The sequence below is a fragment of the Nostoc spongiaeforme FACHB-130 genome, from assembly GCF_014698475.1.
GTDB classification, from domain to species: domain Bacteria; phylum Cyanobacteriota; class Cyanobacteriia; order Cyanobacteriales; family Nostocaceae; genus Nostoc_B; species Nostoc_B spongiaeforme.
The window spans coordinates 57,821-72,514 of sequence record NZ_JACJTB010000023.1; the positions used below are offsets into that span (position 1 = coordinate 57,821).

General features: G+C 41.2%; 16 protein-coding genes. 6 read left to right on the forward strand and 10 right to left on the reverse strand.

Annotated elements, in window-relative coordinates; genetic code table 11:
- Positions 1-140 precede the first annotated feature (140 nt).
- Positions 141-2,237: a serine/threonine-protein kinase gene (locus H6G74_RS17460; RefSeq protein WP_190968873.1), complete on the reverse strand. Its 2,097-nt coding sequence runs from the start codon at positions 2,235-2,237 to the stop codon at positions 141-143.
- Positions 2,238-2,441: 204 nt separating this feature from the next.
- On the opposite strand from H6G74_RS17460, the gene H6G74_RS31840 reads away from it, so the two are divergent.
- Together H6G74_RS31840 and H6G74_RS17465 are read left to right on the forward strand one after the other, a co-directional pair.
- Entirely contained in the window at positions 2,442-2,633 is a 192-nt protein-coding gene (locus H6G74_RS31840; RefSeq protein ID WP_390849964.1) for a DUF6888 family protein, read from the forward strand.
- Positions 2,634-2,805: 172 nt separating this feature from the next.
- Positions 2,806-3,033: a DUF6887 family protein gene (locus H6G74_RS17465; protein ID WP_062298363.1), complete on the forward strand. Its 228-nt coding sequence runs from the start codon at positions 2,806-2,808 to the stop codon at positions 3,031-3,033.
- Between the two features lies 1 nt (position 3,034).
- Here the strand turns inward: H6G74_RS17465 and H6G74_RS17470 are convergent, their stop codons facing one another.
- The 3 genes from H6G74_RS17470 to rpaB form a co-directional block, all read right to left on the reverse strand.
- Complete coding sequence (locus H6G74_RS17470) at positions 3,035-3,553, reverse strand: DUF456 domain-containing protein (protein WP_190968875.1); 519 nt, start codon at positions 3,551-3,553, stop codon at positions 3,035-3,037.
- A gap of 13 nt (positions 3,554-3,566) precedes the next feature.
- Positions 3,567-4,226 carry a cofactor assembly of complex C subunit B gene (locus tag H6G74_RS17475; RefSeq protein ID WP_190968876.1) on the reverse strand — a complete coding sequence of 220 codons (660 nt, stop codon included), beginning with the start codon at positions 4,224-4,226 and terminating at the stop codon, positions 3,567-3,569.
- A 122-nt stretch (positions 4,227-4,348) separates the two neighbouring features.
- Positions 4,349-5,077, reverse strand: coding sequence for a response regulator transcription factor RpaB (rpaB, locus tag H6G74_RS17480; protein ID WP_010997963.1), 729 nt, complete (start codon positions 5,075-5,077; stop codon positions 4,349-4,351).
- A gap of 176 nt (positions 5,078-5,253) precedes the next feature.
- On the opposite strand from rpaB, the gene radA reads away from it, so the two are divergent.
- The 3 genes from radA to H6G74_RS17495 all read left to right on the forward strand — a co-directional run bounded on the left by radA (position 5,254) and on the right by H6G74_RS17495 (position 8,327).
- Positions 5,254-6,822 carry a DNA repair protein RadA gene (radA, locus tag H6G74_RS17485; protein WP_190968877.1) on the forward strand — a complete coding sequence of 523 codons (1,569 nt, stop codon included), beginning with the start codon at positions 5,254-5,256 and terminating at the stop codon, positions 6,820-6,822.
- A gap of 29 nt (positions 6,823-6,851) precedes the next feature.
- Positions 6,852-7,586 (forward strand): Uma2 family endonuclease, encoded by a 735-nt coding sequence (locus H6G74_RS17490; RefSeq protein WP_190968878.1) that lies wholly within the window; start codon positions 6,852-6,854, stop codon positions 7,584-7,586.
- 270 nt (positions 7,587-7,856) lie between these two features.
- Positions 7,857-8,327, forward strand: a complete 471-nt coding sequence (locus H6G74_RS17495; RefSeq protein ID WP_190968879.1) for a hypothetical protein — start codon at positions 7,857-7,859, stop codon at positions 8,325-8,327.
- 163 nt (positions 8,328-8,490) lie between these two features.
- On the opposite strand, the gene H6G74_RS31235 is transcribed toward H6G74_RS17495, so the two are convergent.
- The 4 genes from H6G74_RS31235 to H6G74_RS17515 all read right to left on the reverse strand — a co-directional run bounded on the left by H6G74_RS31235 (position 8,491) and on the right by H6G74_RS17515 (position 11,294).
- Complete coding sequence (locus H6G74_RS31235; protein WP_242051265.1) at positions 8,491-8,637, reverse strand: type II toxin-antitoxin system RelE/ParE family toxin; 147 nt, start codon at positions 8,635-8,637, stop codon at positions 8,491-8,493.
- Positions 8,638-8,887: 250 nt separating this feature from the next.
- Positions 8,888-9,154 carry a ribbon-helix-helix domain-containing protein gene (locus tag H6G74_RS17505; RefSeq protein ID WP_190591250.1) on the reverse strand — a complete coding sequence of 89 codons (267 nt, stop codon included), beginning with the start codon at positions 9,152-9,154 and terminating at the stop codon, positions 8,888-8,890.
- A gap of 118 nt (positions 9,155-9,272) precedes the next feature.
- Positions 9,273-10,757: a Rid family detoxifying hydrolase gene (locus H6G74_RS17510; protein ID WP_190968880.1), complete on the reverse strand. Its 1,485-nt coding sequence runs from the start codon at positions 10,755-10,757 to the stop codon at positions 9,273-9,275.
- Between the two features lie 102 nt (positions 10,758-10,859).
- Positions 10,860-11,294 (reverse strand): NUDIX domain-containing protein, encoded by a 435-nt coding sequence (locus H6G74_RS17515; protein ID WP_190968881.1) that lies wholly within the window; start codon positions 11,292-11,294, stop codon positions 10,860-10,862.
- A 159-nt stretch (positions 11,295-11,453) separates the two neighbouring features.
- Here H6G74_RS17515 and malQ point away from each other — a divergent pair, with 159 nt between their 5' ends.
- Complete coding sequence (malQ, locus tag H6G74_RS17520; protein ID WP_190968882.1) at positions 11,454-12,962, forward strand: 4-alpha-glucanotransferase; 1,509 nt, start codon at positions 11,454-11,456, stop codon at positions 12,960-12,962.
- A 96-nt stretch (positions 12,963-13,058) separates the two neighbouring features.
- Here malQ and H6G74_RS17525 read toward each other — a convergent pair whose 3' ends face one another.
- Entirely contained in the window at positions 13,059-13,862 is an 804-nt protein-coding gene (locus H6G74_RS17525) for a helix-turn-helix domain-containing protein (RefSeq protein ID WP_190968883.1), read from the reverse strand.
- Complete coding sequence (locus tag H6G74_RS17530; RefSeq protein WP_190968884.1) at positions 13,859-14,653, reverse strand: pseudouridine synthase; 795 nt, start codon at positions 14,651-14,653, stop codon at positions 13,859-13,861. The genes H6G74_RS17525 and H6G74_RS17530 overlap by 4 nt, the downstream gene beginning before the upstream one ends.
- Positions 14,654-14,694: the final 41 nt, after the last annotated feature.

Sequence of the window (14,694 nt, forward strand, 5' to 3'; positions counted from 1 at the left end):
AATCTAATATTAATCTTCAATAGAACGGTGTTGAACATAGGCAGTGTTGACTAAACATAGTCATTGTTTCTGTTGCTATTGTTCAACTCTTTACACTGCTTTGGTGAAACCATCTTTACTTTAGCGTAGGTCAATCATAGCTAAGGTAGCCGCCAAATTTTTATGCTGTTATCCATACTACCACGGGCGAGAGTTTTACCATCTTGACTGATGGCAACAGAACTAAACCCGTCGGAAGAAGATGAGAGAGTGCGGATTTCTCTTCCTATTGCGAGGTTCCAAATTTTGATAGTTTGGTCTCCACTAGCACTGGCAAGTGTTTTGCCATCTGGGCTGATGGCAATGGAACTAACAGATCCTAAATGACCTATAAGGGTGCGGATTAGCTGTCCTGTTGCAAGATTCCAAACTTTGATGCTTCTGTCAGCACTAGCACTGACAAGGGTTTTGCCATCTGGACTGATGGTAACAGAATTAACTCCGTCGGAATGTCCTTCGAGAGTGCGGATTAGCTGTCCTGTTGCAAGATTCCAAACTTTGATACTTCTGTCAGCACTAGCACTGACAAGGGTGTTACCATCTGGGCTAATGGTAACAGAATTAACCCCGTCGGAATGCCCTTCGAGAGTGCGGATTTCTTTCCCTGTTTCAGGATTCCACAATGTGATGCCAGAGTTTTTGTTACGACTAGCACTGACGAGAGTTTTACCATCTGGGCTGATGGCAATAGAATTCACTGAGTCGGAATGCCCTTCGAGAGTGCGAATTTCCTTTCCTGTCGCAAGATTCCAAACTTTGATAGTGTTATCACGACTAGCACTAACAAGAGTTTTACGATCTGGGCTGATGGCAATAGAACTAACCGACTTGGAATGCCCTACCAGAGTGCGGATTTCCTTTCCTGTCGCAAGATTCCAAACTTTGATGGTGTTGTCACGACTAGCACTAACAAGGGTTTTACCATCTGAACTAAAGACGACGGAACGAACTGACTTCACATGACCTGTGAGAGTTCCTGTTAGGAACATTTCGCTGGTTTTACCAGTTAATTCAAGAGCAATTACAGATATTGGATTAGTCGGAAACAAGCGATAACGGACATAAGCATATATTTGAAGTCCCACTAGGGTAATAACAGCACCCAGCAGTAATTGTATTGCTAACTTAGTATTTTTAGCTGGCTGTGGTGATACTTTGGAATTACCTGATAGCTCTTCTGAGATTTCTGGTATGGGTGCTTGAGTTTTAGAATCTGCTATGGCAGGTGGCTGTAACGTTGGGAGTGAATTTACTGGTAGTTGTGTTGCTGGAAAGTCTGCAAAGTCTGGCTGGATTTTGGTTATAGAAGGCTTTGGTGGTGGATTTAAATCTTTTAATAAGTCCTCCACTGACTCATAACGCTGATGAGATTCTTCTTGCAATAACTTATCTAGAATCCGTCCAAATTCTTGACTCACACTTTGCCGCAAATGATCTCTCCAACTAAAAACCCAACCATAACCTTGTCGTTTCCATAATTCCCAAGGATGAATTCCACTCAACAAATGAAAGCAGGTTGCACCAACACTATACAAATCACTGGCTGGATGAGCTTCACCACCCTGCATTTGTTCCATTGGTGCATAACCAAAAGAACCAATTTGAGTTCCGCCTTGCGTTATGGTTGTTGCGGTCAATTGCTTTGATGCACCAAAGTCAATGAGTACTAACTTGCCGTTATTGTGACGAATAATATTCTCTGGTTTAACATCGCGGTGAATAACTTTTTGGTGATGAACTGTCTTGAGAATATCTAGCAAATCTAGCAGGACTTCTCTAACTTTTTCTTCTGTGAAATGTCCTAGTTGTTGTAATTCTTTTAATAAATTCTGTCCTTCAATAAACTCCTGTACTAAGTAAAGGCGTTTATCTTCATTAAAATACGCTAACAGTGTGGGAATTTGCGGATGTTTACCTAACTGTTGTAGTCGTTTTGCTTCTTGTTCAAAGAGTTCTGTCGCTTTTTTCAGTGCGCCTGTTCCCTGGACTTGCGGTGCAAATTGCTTGATGACGCAACGCTCATTGAGCTTGTCGATATCTTCTGCTAGATACGTTTTACCAAATCCTCCGCCACCTATTGATTGAATTGGACGATAGCGGTTTCTTAATGCGATTAATGGGCTACCACAGCTAGAGCAGTGTATTACGCCTTCGGAATTGGGTGGGTTGTGGCAAGCTGGATCTAGGCAGCAGGTCATAACTGTGCATCTATCGGGAGGTATAGTTATTATCGCTTAAGCATGGCCTCATCTGAGTAGTTACCGCAAAATAATTAATAAATGGATGTCAAAATGGTTAAGTCAAGTCAATATTATGCTTGTTAAATGTTGGTTCATGCTGTTGCTTCATTAAACGCACTAGCGAGACTTATGATTACTTAGGTCACAATTGAGAAACAGACAATAAATCCCACAAACGAGCAAGCGCAAGCCTGTGTACGTGTCTGCCAAATTTTATCAAACACCTACAAAGACATTCACCTCTTTCGTTTTGATGTCTTAACTAGAGAAATATATATTCTGGCAGGCGAGAATATTCAAATCATCGTACCCTCTAGTGGATTTTGCAGGTTTTTAAGTGAAACCGAACTTTGAAGCAAGGGAGCATCCACTTTTGGAAGAAACACCGGGCGATTGGAAATCGCGGCTACACAAACCAAGTCCGCCTAAGCGGACTATCTCAAAACCCGCGCAGGCGGGTTTAGTTTGTATAGCCCCAGACTTCAGTCTGAGGGCTATTTGCCGAAAGTGAATGCACCTTGAAGCAATGACTAACAAAGAACTGACAGCTTATGTACTTACACACAGGGATGATGATGAAGCTATTCGGATCTTATTTAGTCGCCGTAACCCTCCAGACTCGGAAGCGACATGGTACGGGCCAATGTTTGCTGAAGATGGTACGCCAATTGAAGAGAATATTCGGATAGCGGAAGAAGCAATTAGACAACGTATTGAACAAGCAGAGAAAAGAAAACAAGATTCTCAAAGTTAGGTTATCCGCCAAATACTTGCGGCCAAGTTGTCACAATAAAAACGGCGACTGCGGCTATTGCTAACAAACCTTGAATCAAATTTCCGACTAATGTACCGACGACAATTCCAATACCTGCTTTCACTGCTGGCCATAATTCTCGGCGGTAAATAAATTCACCGACAATTGCACCTAATAGTGGCCCCAGTAACATTCCGAGTAACGGCCCGCCAAAGGGTAAAGCTGGTAAGAATCCCAAAATTCCTAATACTAACCCTACAACTGCGCCAATTTGTCCCCATTTACTAGCACCTGCTTGTTTTGCGCCGATATAACTGGCTAAAAAATCAACGCCTACACTTAATAGCAAAACAACGACTGTAACTATTAACGGTATCTTAATCGCTGCAAAAGAACCGCTAACAATTCCCCAAATAATAATGGCAGTTAAAATTAAGCTGCTACCAGGAATTGCTGGCACTACAGCACCAATAATTCCCACAACCATTAAGGCAATTAGTAACCAATAAATAATTTGCATAAGTAGTTTTTAATTATGAAGCATCAACGCTGATTTGTTGGAGAGTTACGGCTAATTTATCAGCAATGCCAGCAATCCAATTTTCATCTTGTTTGGTGTAACTTCTGGGTGCATTGGCTCCTAAAATCATCGCACCTTGATTGCTAATTGGTTGACAAATTACTCCTTGAGTATTTTCAGGTAAGTAATCAAATTCTATTCTGCCAGGGTAGAGGTTTAATGCTACTAAATAAACTGGCTGTTGTTTTTCGATAACCCGGTTAAAAATTGGCCCTGGTACGACTTCTGATTTAGAACCCAGAATACCGCGACGTAACAAAACTTTGCCTTGATATACAACTACCAGCGATCGCGTGACGGTATTCGTTAATATCAAGTGAGATGCCCAGGCTAGTTCTGTTTTCACGGCTTCTGGTAAGTCTTCTGACAGGATAAAACCTTCTTCCCCAATCAGTTCCACAACTTCAGGCGATCGCGGCTGTACTTGCTGCCAAATTAACCCTGTTAAAATTAACACAGCACTCAAAATTACTCCCAACACATCGCCACGGGATTGGGATTCTGTGAGTTCTGGTGTTAATACACGGTTAATCAGCAAAAGTATAGCGCCTAACCCACCAACAACTAGGGGTAAACGGCGCAGAACTCGATTGGGATCATCAGGTTTAGTCATCTTAAGTGCTGAGTGCTGAGTCACCGAAGTTTGCTCAACGCGGGGAACCCGCGCACGCAACTTCTCGCTGAGTGCTGAGTAATGAACGATAAGATTTCATACTTCACACTTCATACTTTCCTTTACTCTTCTCCAGGTTCGATTATGCGTTGAAACAGATAGCCTGTACCGCGTGCAGTCAGGATTAATTCTGGGTTACTGGGATCATCTTCTAATTTTGCCCGTAACCGAGAGATATGCACATCTACCACCCGCGTATCTACATGGCGTTCTGGTGTGTAGCCCCAAACTTCTTGCAAAATTTCAGAACGAGAAAAAGCTTCGCCAGAACGACTGACTAGCAATTCTAGTAAGCTGAATTCCATTCCTGTCAAGCGAATACGTTCATCGCCTTTGTAGACTTGCCGTTTGTTGGTATCGATTTTGATATTCCCTACGTGAATTACTCCAGAACTGGGAATTCCCGACGCACCTGTTTTATCGACACGGCGCAAGACTGAGCGAATCCGCGCTTCTAGTTCTTTGGGAGAGAATGGTTTAACTACGTAGTCATCAGCACCTAATTCTAAACCCGTGATGCGATCGGCAACGTCCCCCAAGGCTGTTAGCATAATAATAGGGACATCTGATTCCTTACGTAATTCTTGACACACGCCGTAGCCATCGAGCTTTGGCATCATCACATCCAACACTACTAAATCAGGATCAGATTTGCGAAAAGTGTCCAACGCTTCTTCACCGTCGCCAGCCGTCACCACATCGTAGCCAATCATCGAAAGGCGCGTTTCTAAAATCCGGCGAATGCTGGCTTCATCGTCTACCACCAGAATTTTTTCTTTATGACTTTCCAAGTTTCTCAACGCTCCTTAACTAAAATTTTTCATGATTAATTTTTAATACCATAATATTAAGATATCATTCCCACAATTGATTTGAAAAATGCGGTAGAACCTACTTTTCTTTGACTTTAGATTTTTGTAAGAATTAAGAAAAAATTAAGAATAATTAACTTAATTAAGATTTAAGAATGCCTAAGCCTAAAACCTTTTACATTTGTAACGAATGTGGTGCAGAATCTCCCCAATGGTTTGGTAGATGTCCTAATTGCGGAACCTACAATTCTTTAGAAGAACAAATTGCGATTCAATCTTCTGTGGATGTACCCACAAGAGGCGGAGTCGGCAGTTGGCATAAAGAGCAAAATAATGGTAAATCTAATGCTAAACCAGCAAAACCACGAGCTTCGCTGACTTTTGACCAAATTAGCGATCGCCAAGTCACTCGCTGGGAATCTGGCTATGGAGAATTAGATCGAGTCTTGGGTGGCGGCGTTGTTCCCGGTTCAATGGTATTAATCGGTGGTGATCCGGGAATTGGGAAATCGACATTATTGTTGCAAGTATCCAACCAACTGGCGCAGAGATACCGTATTCTCTACGTTTCTGGGGAAGAATCAGGACAACAAGTCAAATTGCGGGCTTTGCGTTTAGGTGTGTCTAAACCGATGAATGTAGTTGGGAATGGTAATGGTAAACAAGCTGAATCTGAGGAGGATACAGAAGAAGCAGAAACATCGGCGACTCCAGAAGTAGTAGAAGCAGAAAACCCTGAAGGGATAAGTGCAGACTTGTATGTTTTACCAGAAACTGATTTAGAAGAAATTCTGCGTGAAATAGATTCCCTCAGACCGAATGTCGCAATTATCGATAGTATTCAAACAGTGTTTTTTCCGGCGTTGACATCTGCGCCCGGTTCAGTAGCCCAGGTGCGGGAATGTACCGCCGCTTTAATGAAAGTGGCGAAACATGAAGATATTACGATGTTAATTGTGGGACACGTCACCAAAGAAGGTGCGATCGCCGGGCCGAAAGTTTTAGAACACTTAGTAGATACAGTGTTGTACTTTGAAGGCGATCGCTTTGCCTCCCACCGCTTATTAAGAACCGTGAAAAACCGTTTTGGTGCGACTCACGAAATCGGTATCTTTGAAATGGTAGAACACGGACTGCGAGAAGTTTCTAACCCTTCAGAGTTATTTTTAGGCAATCGTGATGATCCCGCACCTGGGACAGCCATTGTGGTGGCTTGTGAAGGTACACGCCCGATTGTGGTGGAATTACAAGCCCTTGTTAGTCCGACAAGTTACCCTTCTCCGCGACGGGCTGGAACTGGAGTAGACTACAACCGCTTAGTCCAAATTCTCGCCGTCTTAGAAAAACGTGTGGGGATTCCTATGTCTAAATTAGATTCTTATGTTGCTTCGGCGGGTGGATTGAGTGTAGTAGAACCAGCCGTAGATTTAGGAGTAGCGATCGCTATTGTTGCCAGTTTTCGCGATCGCATTGTTGACCCTGGTACAGTTTTGATTGGGGAAGTCGGCTTGGGTGGACAAGTCCGCGCCGTTTCCCAAATGGAACTGCGGTTAAAAGAAGCAGCTAAATTGGGATTTAAAAGAGCGATCGTCCCGAAAGGTACAAAATTTCCCGACCTTAACCTAGAAATCTTACCAGTATCCAAAGTAATTGATGCAATTATCGCCGCCATCCCCCATCAAACCCTAGAAGATAGCGATTTCGAGACCGATGATGACGAATAGGTAACTTTCTTCCCCACTCCCTAGCAAATATGACAGCCACCATCACCCAAACCTACCAAATCACTTGGGAAAAACTACCCGAAGATTACATTCTGCCCGATGAACCAGTGGACAACATCAACCAACCAGCCTTAGCCGCAGCCTTAACCCAAAGCCTAGAACTAGCGGGAAAACTCCCAGCTAATGCACTAACACCAACAAATTACGGCATTTGCGCCACTTTAAACGGTGCAACAGTTGTCAAAGCACCAGATTGGGCATATATTCCTAACATTACAGTCAGCAGAGAAGAAATAATTCGCAGTTACACGCCGCAATTAGAAGGAGACATCCCCATAATTGTGATTGAATTTCTTTCTGATAAAGATGGTGGAGAATATTCAATTAAACCAACTTATCCCCCTGGTAAATGGTTTTTTTATGAGTGCATTTTAAAAGTACCAAACTATGCAATTTTTGAACCAGCCAGTGGTAATTTAGAGGTTTATTTGTTAGATAACAACACAGGTAGGTATGCCATACAAAGTCCTAACGAAAACCAACATTACTTGATAGCCGACATAAATCTTTACCTTGGTGTATGGCAAGGTACACATGAAAATCGTACAGGTTATTGGTTGCGCTGGTGGGATGAAAATGGACAATTATTATTTTGGGGTTCTGAGTTAGTTGAACAAGAACGCCAACGCGCTGAACAAGAACGCCAACGCGCAGAAAGACTAGCAGCACAATTACGAGCAGCAGGTATTGAACCACAAGATTAAATTTTTGGTCAATACTTCATAACATAAATTTAAATCCCACACCCCACTCTTCCTCATCTGAAAGGTGGGGTTTACTATGTCTGTATGATTTCAGTTCTGGAAACTGCTTAATTGATATTGGATCTATAGCCATCCTCGATAATTTGCGCTCACAAATTAAATAGGATAGTGAAACTTATTTTGCATTGAGCAACAAAAATTACCTCTAAATTCAGTTGTTCAATTACTAACAATCTTAATTCAGTATTCATTATCGGTTTTCAGGTCAATATGCAGTTATCTAAAAACAACAAGAGCGGATATTTAGCAGTAATTATCGGTAGTTTTATCGGTGCTGTTCCACTTTTATATCTGGGCGGTTATTTAGGTAGAGAATACGTAATTAAATTTATGCCTAATGCCGAATTAGAAGGTATTATACCACCTTTAATGGGTCAATTTTTAGGTTGGTGGATTGGAGAAGTACTTGGATGTTGGATAGCTTTACGCTGGCAGAATTATAGAAAGGTAAATAAAACAGTTAAATTATTAGCAATACTAACTCCGATTGGGATAATTATTTGGGTTGTAACTTTTCTTTTTGCATTTCAATTCCTCAATCGTAGTTTTAGTGATACGGAAATTTTGCAATTACAAAATCAAATCAGACCAATATCTGTCGGTTTATGGATAATTGCTTTAGCATGGCTGGCGAGATTTTTAACAAAACCCCTGCCGCGCGATCGCTACACTTATGAGTAAGCAACCATCCGTGAGAAACAAGATCCCCGACTTCTTTGAGAAGTCGGGGATCTGAACAAACTCAATTTTCTGAGAATTGGACGTAACGCATTATCTTTCTCAGTGTGTTAAACTTTACTATACAGCATCCTAAAATTTAAGGTTTACTTTAATAAGTCATCTCTTAGTTATCATCTAGTTCTGCAAATAAACTTTCTAAGTCTTGACGACCACTAACAATTCGCAAAATAGTGACTCCATCATCAATAACTTGATACAAAATGATATAGCCTTTCCTAGTCTGCTGAGGTACAAATTTATCTGCGTCCATCTGCGGTTAATTAGGGCTTGCTTGTACTTCACTAGAATAAGAAACGCTATATATCCATTTAGTGGTAAGCCACGCAATGAATCTTTAACATGAGCATAGCTACGCCCCATATTGGGAAATTGAGCCAATTTTTGACACTTATTATGAAATTACCTAAAGATTCTTTCGCCAGCTTCCAAATTTTTATCAAGAAAGTAATTAGCAATATCATTTAGATCACGACTGGCAGACGGCGCAATAATATATCGACTCATTCCGTACCCTCACGCGCCTTTTGAAACCTGTTGAGTATTTCCATGACTACTGTTTCTCCATCCAAACCTTCCCCTCGTTCGATTTCAGCAATTGCAACATCAACTTTATAGCGAGTTTCTTCTATCCACGAAATGTAGTCAGTATTTAGTTTCTCTAGCAGTTGAAATGCTATATCAATAACCTCATCTGCATTAGTAAATCTACCACTAGCGATTTGAGCTTGTATAAATTGCTCATGTTCAGGCTTGAGTTGGATATTCATAATTGTTGCAATTAGCTTTATTTAAATAGTACTAATTCCAGAAACAGTTTAGGAATTAAAACAACTGTATAACCCCAACTTTTCATAGAAGTTGAGGTTATAAGCTAATCTATCAGATTCAAATCACGGCGATACAGTCAATTTCTACCATGACATCTTTTGGTAAACGCGAAACTTGGACACAAGCACGCGCTGGTGCAGTATCTTCAGGGAAGTACTTAGCATAAACCGCATTTACAGCAGCAAAATCATTCATATCAGCTAAAAATACTGTTGTTTTGACGACATTGGCAAAAGTCGCCCCAGCAGCTTTTAAAATTGCTTCTAAATTTGCTAATACTTGCTCAGTTTGCTTTTTGACATCATCTGTGTAAACAACATCACCAAGTCGGGGATCGATCGCAATTTGTCCAGCCACAAATATCATTTGTCCAGAAGCCGCGATCGCTTGATTATATGGCCCCACTGGTGCAGGTGCTTGATCAGTATTAATAACTTGTCGTGTCATAGATATTACTTTTTCTGGTGATACTACCTGTTTACCGACTTCTACCTCAGAGGCGATCGGTTTGTAAATTTCTCCATCAGGCATTATCGCACCAGTTAGGTCAGCATCTATAAAGCTGGCTCCATAAATATTCGCCCCGGTTAAATCAGCCTTCCTCAAATTTGCACCGTTGAGATTTGCCCTGATTAAATCTACTTTGTGGAGTTCTGCTTTTTCTAGATTGGTTCCTTGTAGTTTAGCTGTCCTAAAATTTACACCCTTGAGATTTGCTGCACCCAGATCAGCTTGCGATAGATTCATCCCTGACAAGTTATGGTTAGATAAATTGACACCTCTAATTTTTGCTTCCTGAAAATTGGCATCTTGAAGCTTTATAGTAGATAAATCTACTTGGCTAAAATCTGCTTTCTCTAAATTTGCACCGTTTAGATTAGCATTCTTCAAAATTGATCTAACAATTTTTGCTTCATTTAAGAAAGCATTAAAAAAGTTAGCCGATTCAAGTTTGCTATCACTTAAATTAGCATTATTTAGATTAGCATTACTAAAATTAGTACTATTTAAGCTTGATTGACTTAAATTAGCATTATTTAGATTAACATTACTAAAATTGGCACTATTCAATACGGCTTGACTTAAATTAGCATTATTTAGATTAGCATTACTAAAATTGGCGCTATTTAAGCTTGATTTACTAAAATCAGTATTCTCTAAATTAGTATCACTAAAATCAGTACTATTTAATTGTGATTCACTCAAGTTTGTACCATTTAGATTGGAATTACTAAAACTAGCATTATCTAAGTTTGCTTTGCTTAAGTCAGCACCTCTTAGTTCTGCATAACTTAAAATTAAACTCCTAGCATCATGCAAACTATTCAAATTTGCATTTCTTAAAGATGCTTTAGTAAAATTTGCTTTTTGCAGAATAGCATTACTTAAATTGACATCATCTAAATCTGCCCCTGTTAAATCAGCATTACTCAAGTCTATTCCACTCAAATCAACTCCTTCGAGATTTACACCTCGAAGATTTTCATTATGAAATTTTCTTTCCCCTGCGGCGTATTTTCCTAACAGTGTCTCAGCATCCATAATGCACCATTGAATACCACTGACACAGTATAATCGCTATGATTCTGTGTCACCAGTATTCTTTCTTCTCTTCCTTCGCGCCCTCTGCGCCTTTGCGGTTCGTTAAATCCCTAACCTGGGACGTATACCATAATGCCGATAATGCCAATAATCGCGCAGAATGCGGTCATGATCAAAACATAAATTAGTCGGTACAAGCCAAGACTCAAAAACACCTATACCCTTGGCATCATCTCCCGCCTTTGGTTCTCCGGTAGCCGTAGCCAAAAATACTATGCTAATCGTATGCTGACGCGGGTCACGATTGGGGTCAGAATATACCAAAAATTGTTCAATTAACTCAACCTTTAAACTGGTTTCCTCTTCAGCCTCCCGTTTAGCTGCGACTTCCACAGGTTCACCATAGTCAACAAAACCACCAGGAATTGCCCAACCAAATGGGGAATTAAGCCTTTCAATTAACACTATTGGCCGATGTGGTCGGTCAATTAATTCAATGATGATATCAACCGTTGGCGCAGGATTGCGGTAAGTCATAGTTATTGGTCATTAGTCATTAGTCATTTGTTATTAGATCATTAACTAAGGACAAATGACTAATGACTAAGGATACAAGACAAGAACTTCCTGTTCTGTGGTAAATTCAATGCGATCGCCCAGCGTATCCTCCAGACTTATACTTGAAATTACATAAATATGCCTTTTCCTAGATCAAGTGGCATTTTACTGCATCCTACTTCTTTCCCCAGCCGATTTGGTATTGGTGATTTAGGTTTAGCAGCCTACAAGTTTATTGATTTTCTCCGCGAGAGTTACCAGCAATATTGGCAAGTTTTACCTTTGGGGCCGACTGGTTACGGTAACTCTCCTTATGCTGCTTATTCTGCAATGGCGGGTAATCCTTTCCTCATCAGTCCCGAAAAACTCCAAGAACAAGGTTTACTCGCTGAACCAGACTTTGCAAATTTGCCAGAATTTCACACATCTCAGGTAGACTACGACAAAGTAATTGCCTTTAAAACCCAACTACTCAAAATAGCCTGCAAAAATTTTCAAAGCCAAGCAACGCCTCTACAACAAACTGAATTTGCGGGTTTTTGTGACAGTAAAGCTTATTGGTTAGATGATTATGCTTTATTCATGGCGCTAAAAGATGCCCATGAGGGTACAAGTTGGCATACTTGGGAACCAGAACTAGTCAAGCGCGAACCAACAGCAATTGAGCAAGCAAAGCAGCAGTTAAGTGCAGAGATTTTTTATTATAAATTCATCCAATTTGAGTTTTTCCGTGAATGGTCAGAACTCAAAGCTTATGCCAATATGAGTGGCATTCAAATTATCGGCGATATCCCGATTTATGTCGCCCAAGATAGTGCTGATGTCTGGTCGCATCCTGAAATTTTTTGTCTAGATGAAGAAACCAGAGAACCGAAACTCATGGCGGGAGTTCCACCAGATTACTTTAGTGCTACTGGTCAATTGTGGGGAAACCCGGTTTACGACTGGGAAGAATTACAAAACCAAAACTTTAAGTGGTGGATAGGTCGCTTTGAAGCGATGCTAGATTATCTAGATGTGATTCGCATTGACCACTTTCGCGGATTTGAAGCTTATTGGGCTGTTCCTCAAGGGGAAGAAACCGCAATTAATGGCGAGTGGGTGAAAGCGCCAGGAGATGAATTATTTGCTGCTATCAAAGAGGCTTTGGGTAAGTTACCTGTATTAGCTGAAGATTTGGGCGTAATTACCCCAGAAGTAGAAGCACTGCGCGATAAATATGAATTTCCGGGAATGAAGGTATTGCAGTTTGCTTTTGGTTCTGATCCCGGTAATCCCTTTTTACCATTCAACTATTCGCGGAATTTTGTAGTTTATACCGGAACCCATGACAACGATACCAGTGTTGGTTGGTTCGATAAAGCAAATGATTACGAAAAGCGTAACTTCCTACTTTATTTAGGTTGTATCAGTCCTGAAGGCGTGCATTGGGATATTATTCGCTTGGCCTTTAGTTCTGTCGCCAATCAAGCAATTATTCCCTTGCAAGATATTTTAGGCTTAGGAACCGACGCGCGGATGAATTTCCCCAGTGTGGCTGAAGGTAATTGGGGCTGGCGCTATCATACAGAAGCACTGACTCAAGAATTAAGCGATCGCTTAAAAACTCTCACCCAATTATACGGCCGCGCTCCACAACCAAAATAAGGGAACTTGGACAGGGGGCAGGAAGCAAGGGAAAAAATCTTTCCCCCTTGCTTCCTGCACCTCATCTCCCCAGCCTCTAGTTTCCCTCATCTGTAATTAAGATTGGGGTTTGGCGGCGGCAATTTTCACTTCTTCTGCTTTCCCTGGTTCTCCCATTTGTCTAGCTTCTTGCTGGTTCACACTCATCATCACACCTCCAGCATTATCAGTTTTGACGGTGAGTTGCTCTTGGGCTTTCCAAACCCGATGGCTTCCCTCTGGTAAAACTCCTTCAAACTCGGTTTTACCATCAGCCACTACCCGAATCCAAGAAGCGGCTTTTAAGGTAACACCAATCTGTACAGTTTGATTTTCTTGATTGTTGCTGACAGACTCGGCGGCTGTATTTTCTTGGTCAGAATTAGGCGCTGGCTGTGACACATTTTCCGGTTGTGACTGAAAATTATTACCAGCACTCAATTCTGCACTGTTTAATACTTTAGACAAGCTGCTGACAGAGCAAATAATGACAAATATGTACAGCAAGTAAAGATGAACTGGCCGTAATAGTCTCAGTGATCGATTCACAGGCGCAACCGATGTGGGAGTAGCTGGGATCACAGTGACAGGAAAAGCCTTCGCAAATTCTGTACCGTTAAAACCTAATGCGTCAGCATATTGACGAATAAATCCTTGAATGTAAACTGGTTCTGGTAAGTCTTCGAGATTACCTTCTTCAATCGCCTGCAACAATCGCCGCGAAATTTTGGTAATCACCACCATTTCTTCTAGAGATAAACTTTTTTCTTGACGCGCCGCCCAAAGTTGAGCGCCCATTTCTTTTAGCTTTTCGGCACGTTGTTGTTCTAGAGTTAGGGTTGGCTGCTCATTGTTTTTTCTTTTAACCTTAAACCACTTCATGCTTTAACTTCACTCCTTCCCTCAGCTGAGTCTTTAACAGTTCTGCCCTGAATGCTGTTGTGCAGAAAACGAATTTCTGCATCGCTCAAATACCGATATTGACCTTCACATAAAAAGGTTTGTTTTGGCTGTTTTAATTGAATTGTGCCTATAGCAGTTCGATGTAATTTAATGACTGGATGTCCCAAAATCTCGGCTACGCGCCGAATTTGGCGATTTCTACCCTCCTTTAAAACGATTTCCAAACAACTGTTTTCCGCAGAACTTTCTATAAGATTTACTTGAGCAGGCAGCGTTTTTCTTCCATCTAACATCACACCTTGAGACCACTTTTCGATTATTGCTGGCGAAGGATGACCTTTGACCACAACTCGATAAGTTTTTGGAATACTATGACGTGGATGAGTGAGTCCAAACGTTAATTCTCCATCGTTTGTCAGAATCAATGCGCCTGTAGATTCAGCATCTAAACGACCAACTGGATGAATCCCTAAACCTGCACGTAACTTTTTCGGTAGTAAATCCAAAACAGTCTTTCTGCCTTGGGGATCGGCGCAAGTCGAAACGACTCCTGGTGGTTTGTTTAGCAGCAGATATATTAAAGGGGGGCGTTCTGCGGCAGAAATTAGCTTGCCATCAATGGCGATCGCATCTTCTTGGGTGTTAACTTTTTGACCTAAATTTGCGACTACCCCATTTACCTGCACACGCGATTGCCGAATCATTTCTTCCGCTTCTCGCCGTGAGGCAATACCTAACTGTGATAGTGCTTTTTGTAATCTTACCTCCATGTGGAAATTACTTATGCTTTATTCAACCTTTAAATAATAAT

What these genes read in the sequence shown, in the direction of transcription:
- H6G74_RS17465 (WP_062298363.1), top strand. Translation starts at nt 2,806, where the DNA reads ATGACTAACAAAGAACTGACAGCTTATGTACTTACACACAGGGATGAT.
- H6G74_RS17510 (WP_190968880.1), bottom strand. Translation starts at nt 10,757, where the DNA reads ATGGATGCTGAGACACTGTTAGGAAAATACGCCGCAGGGGAAAGAAAA.
- H6G74_RS17525 (WP_190968883.1), bottom strand. Translation starts at nt 13,862, where the DNA reads ATGAAGTGGTTTAAGGTTAAAAGAAAAAACAATGAGCAGCCAACCCTA.
- H6G74_RS17460 (WP_190968873.1), bottom strand. Translation starts at nt 2,237, where the DNA reads ATGACCTGCTGCCTAGATCCAGCTTGCCACAACCCACCCAATTCCGAA.
- H6G74_RS17475 (WP_190968876.1), bottom strand. Translation starts at nt 4,226, where the DNA reads ATGACTAAACCTGATGATCCCAATCGAGTTCTGCGCCGTTTACCCCTA.
- H6G74_RS17495 (WP_190968879.1), top strand. Translation starts at nt 7,857, where the DNA reads ATGCAGTTATCTAAAAACAACAAGAGCGGATATTTAGCAGTAATTATC.
- radA (WP_190968877.1), top strand. Translation starts at nt 5,254, where the DNA reads ATGCCTAAGCCTAAAACCTTTTACATTTGTAACGAATGTGGTGCAGAA.
- H6G74_RS17530 (WP_190968884.1), bottom strand. Translation starts at nt 14,653, where the DNA reads ATGGAGGTAAGATTACAAAAAGCACTATCACAGTTAGGTATTGCCTCA.
- H6G74_RS17490 (WP_190968878.1), top strand. Translation starts at nt 6,852, where the DNA reads ATGACAGCCACCATCACCCAAACCTACCAAATCACTTGGGAAAAACTA.
- H6G74_RS17470 (WP_190968875.1), bottom strand. Translation starts at nt 3,553, where the DNA reads ATGCAAATTATTTATTGGTTACTAATTGCCTTAATGGTTGTGGGAATT.
- H6G74_RS17515 (WP_190968881.1), bottom strand. Translation starts at nt 11,294, where the DNA reads ATGACTTACCGCAATCCTGCGCCAACGGTTGATATCATCATTGAATTA.
- malQ (WP_190968882.1), top strand. Translation starts at nt 11,454, where the DNA reads ATGCCTTTTCCTAGATCAAGTGGCATTTTACTGCATCCTACTTCTTTC.
- H6G74_RS31235 (WP_242051265.1), bottom strand. Translation starts at nt 8,637, where the DNA reads ATGGACGCAGATAAATTTGTACCTCAGCAGACTAGGAAAGGCTATATC.
- H6G74_RS17505 (WP_190591250.1), bottom strand. Translation starts at nt 9,154, where the DNA reads ATGAATATCCAACTCAAGCCTGAACATGAGCAATTTATACAAGCTCAA.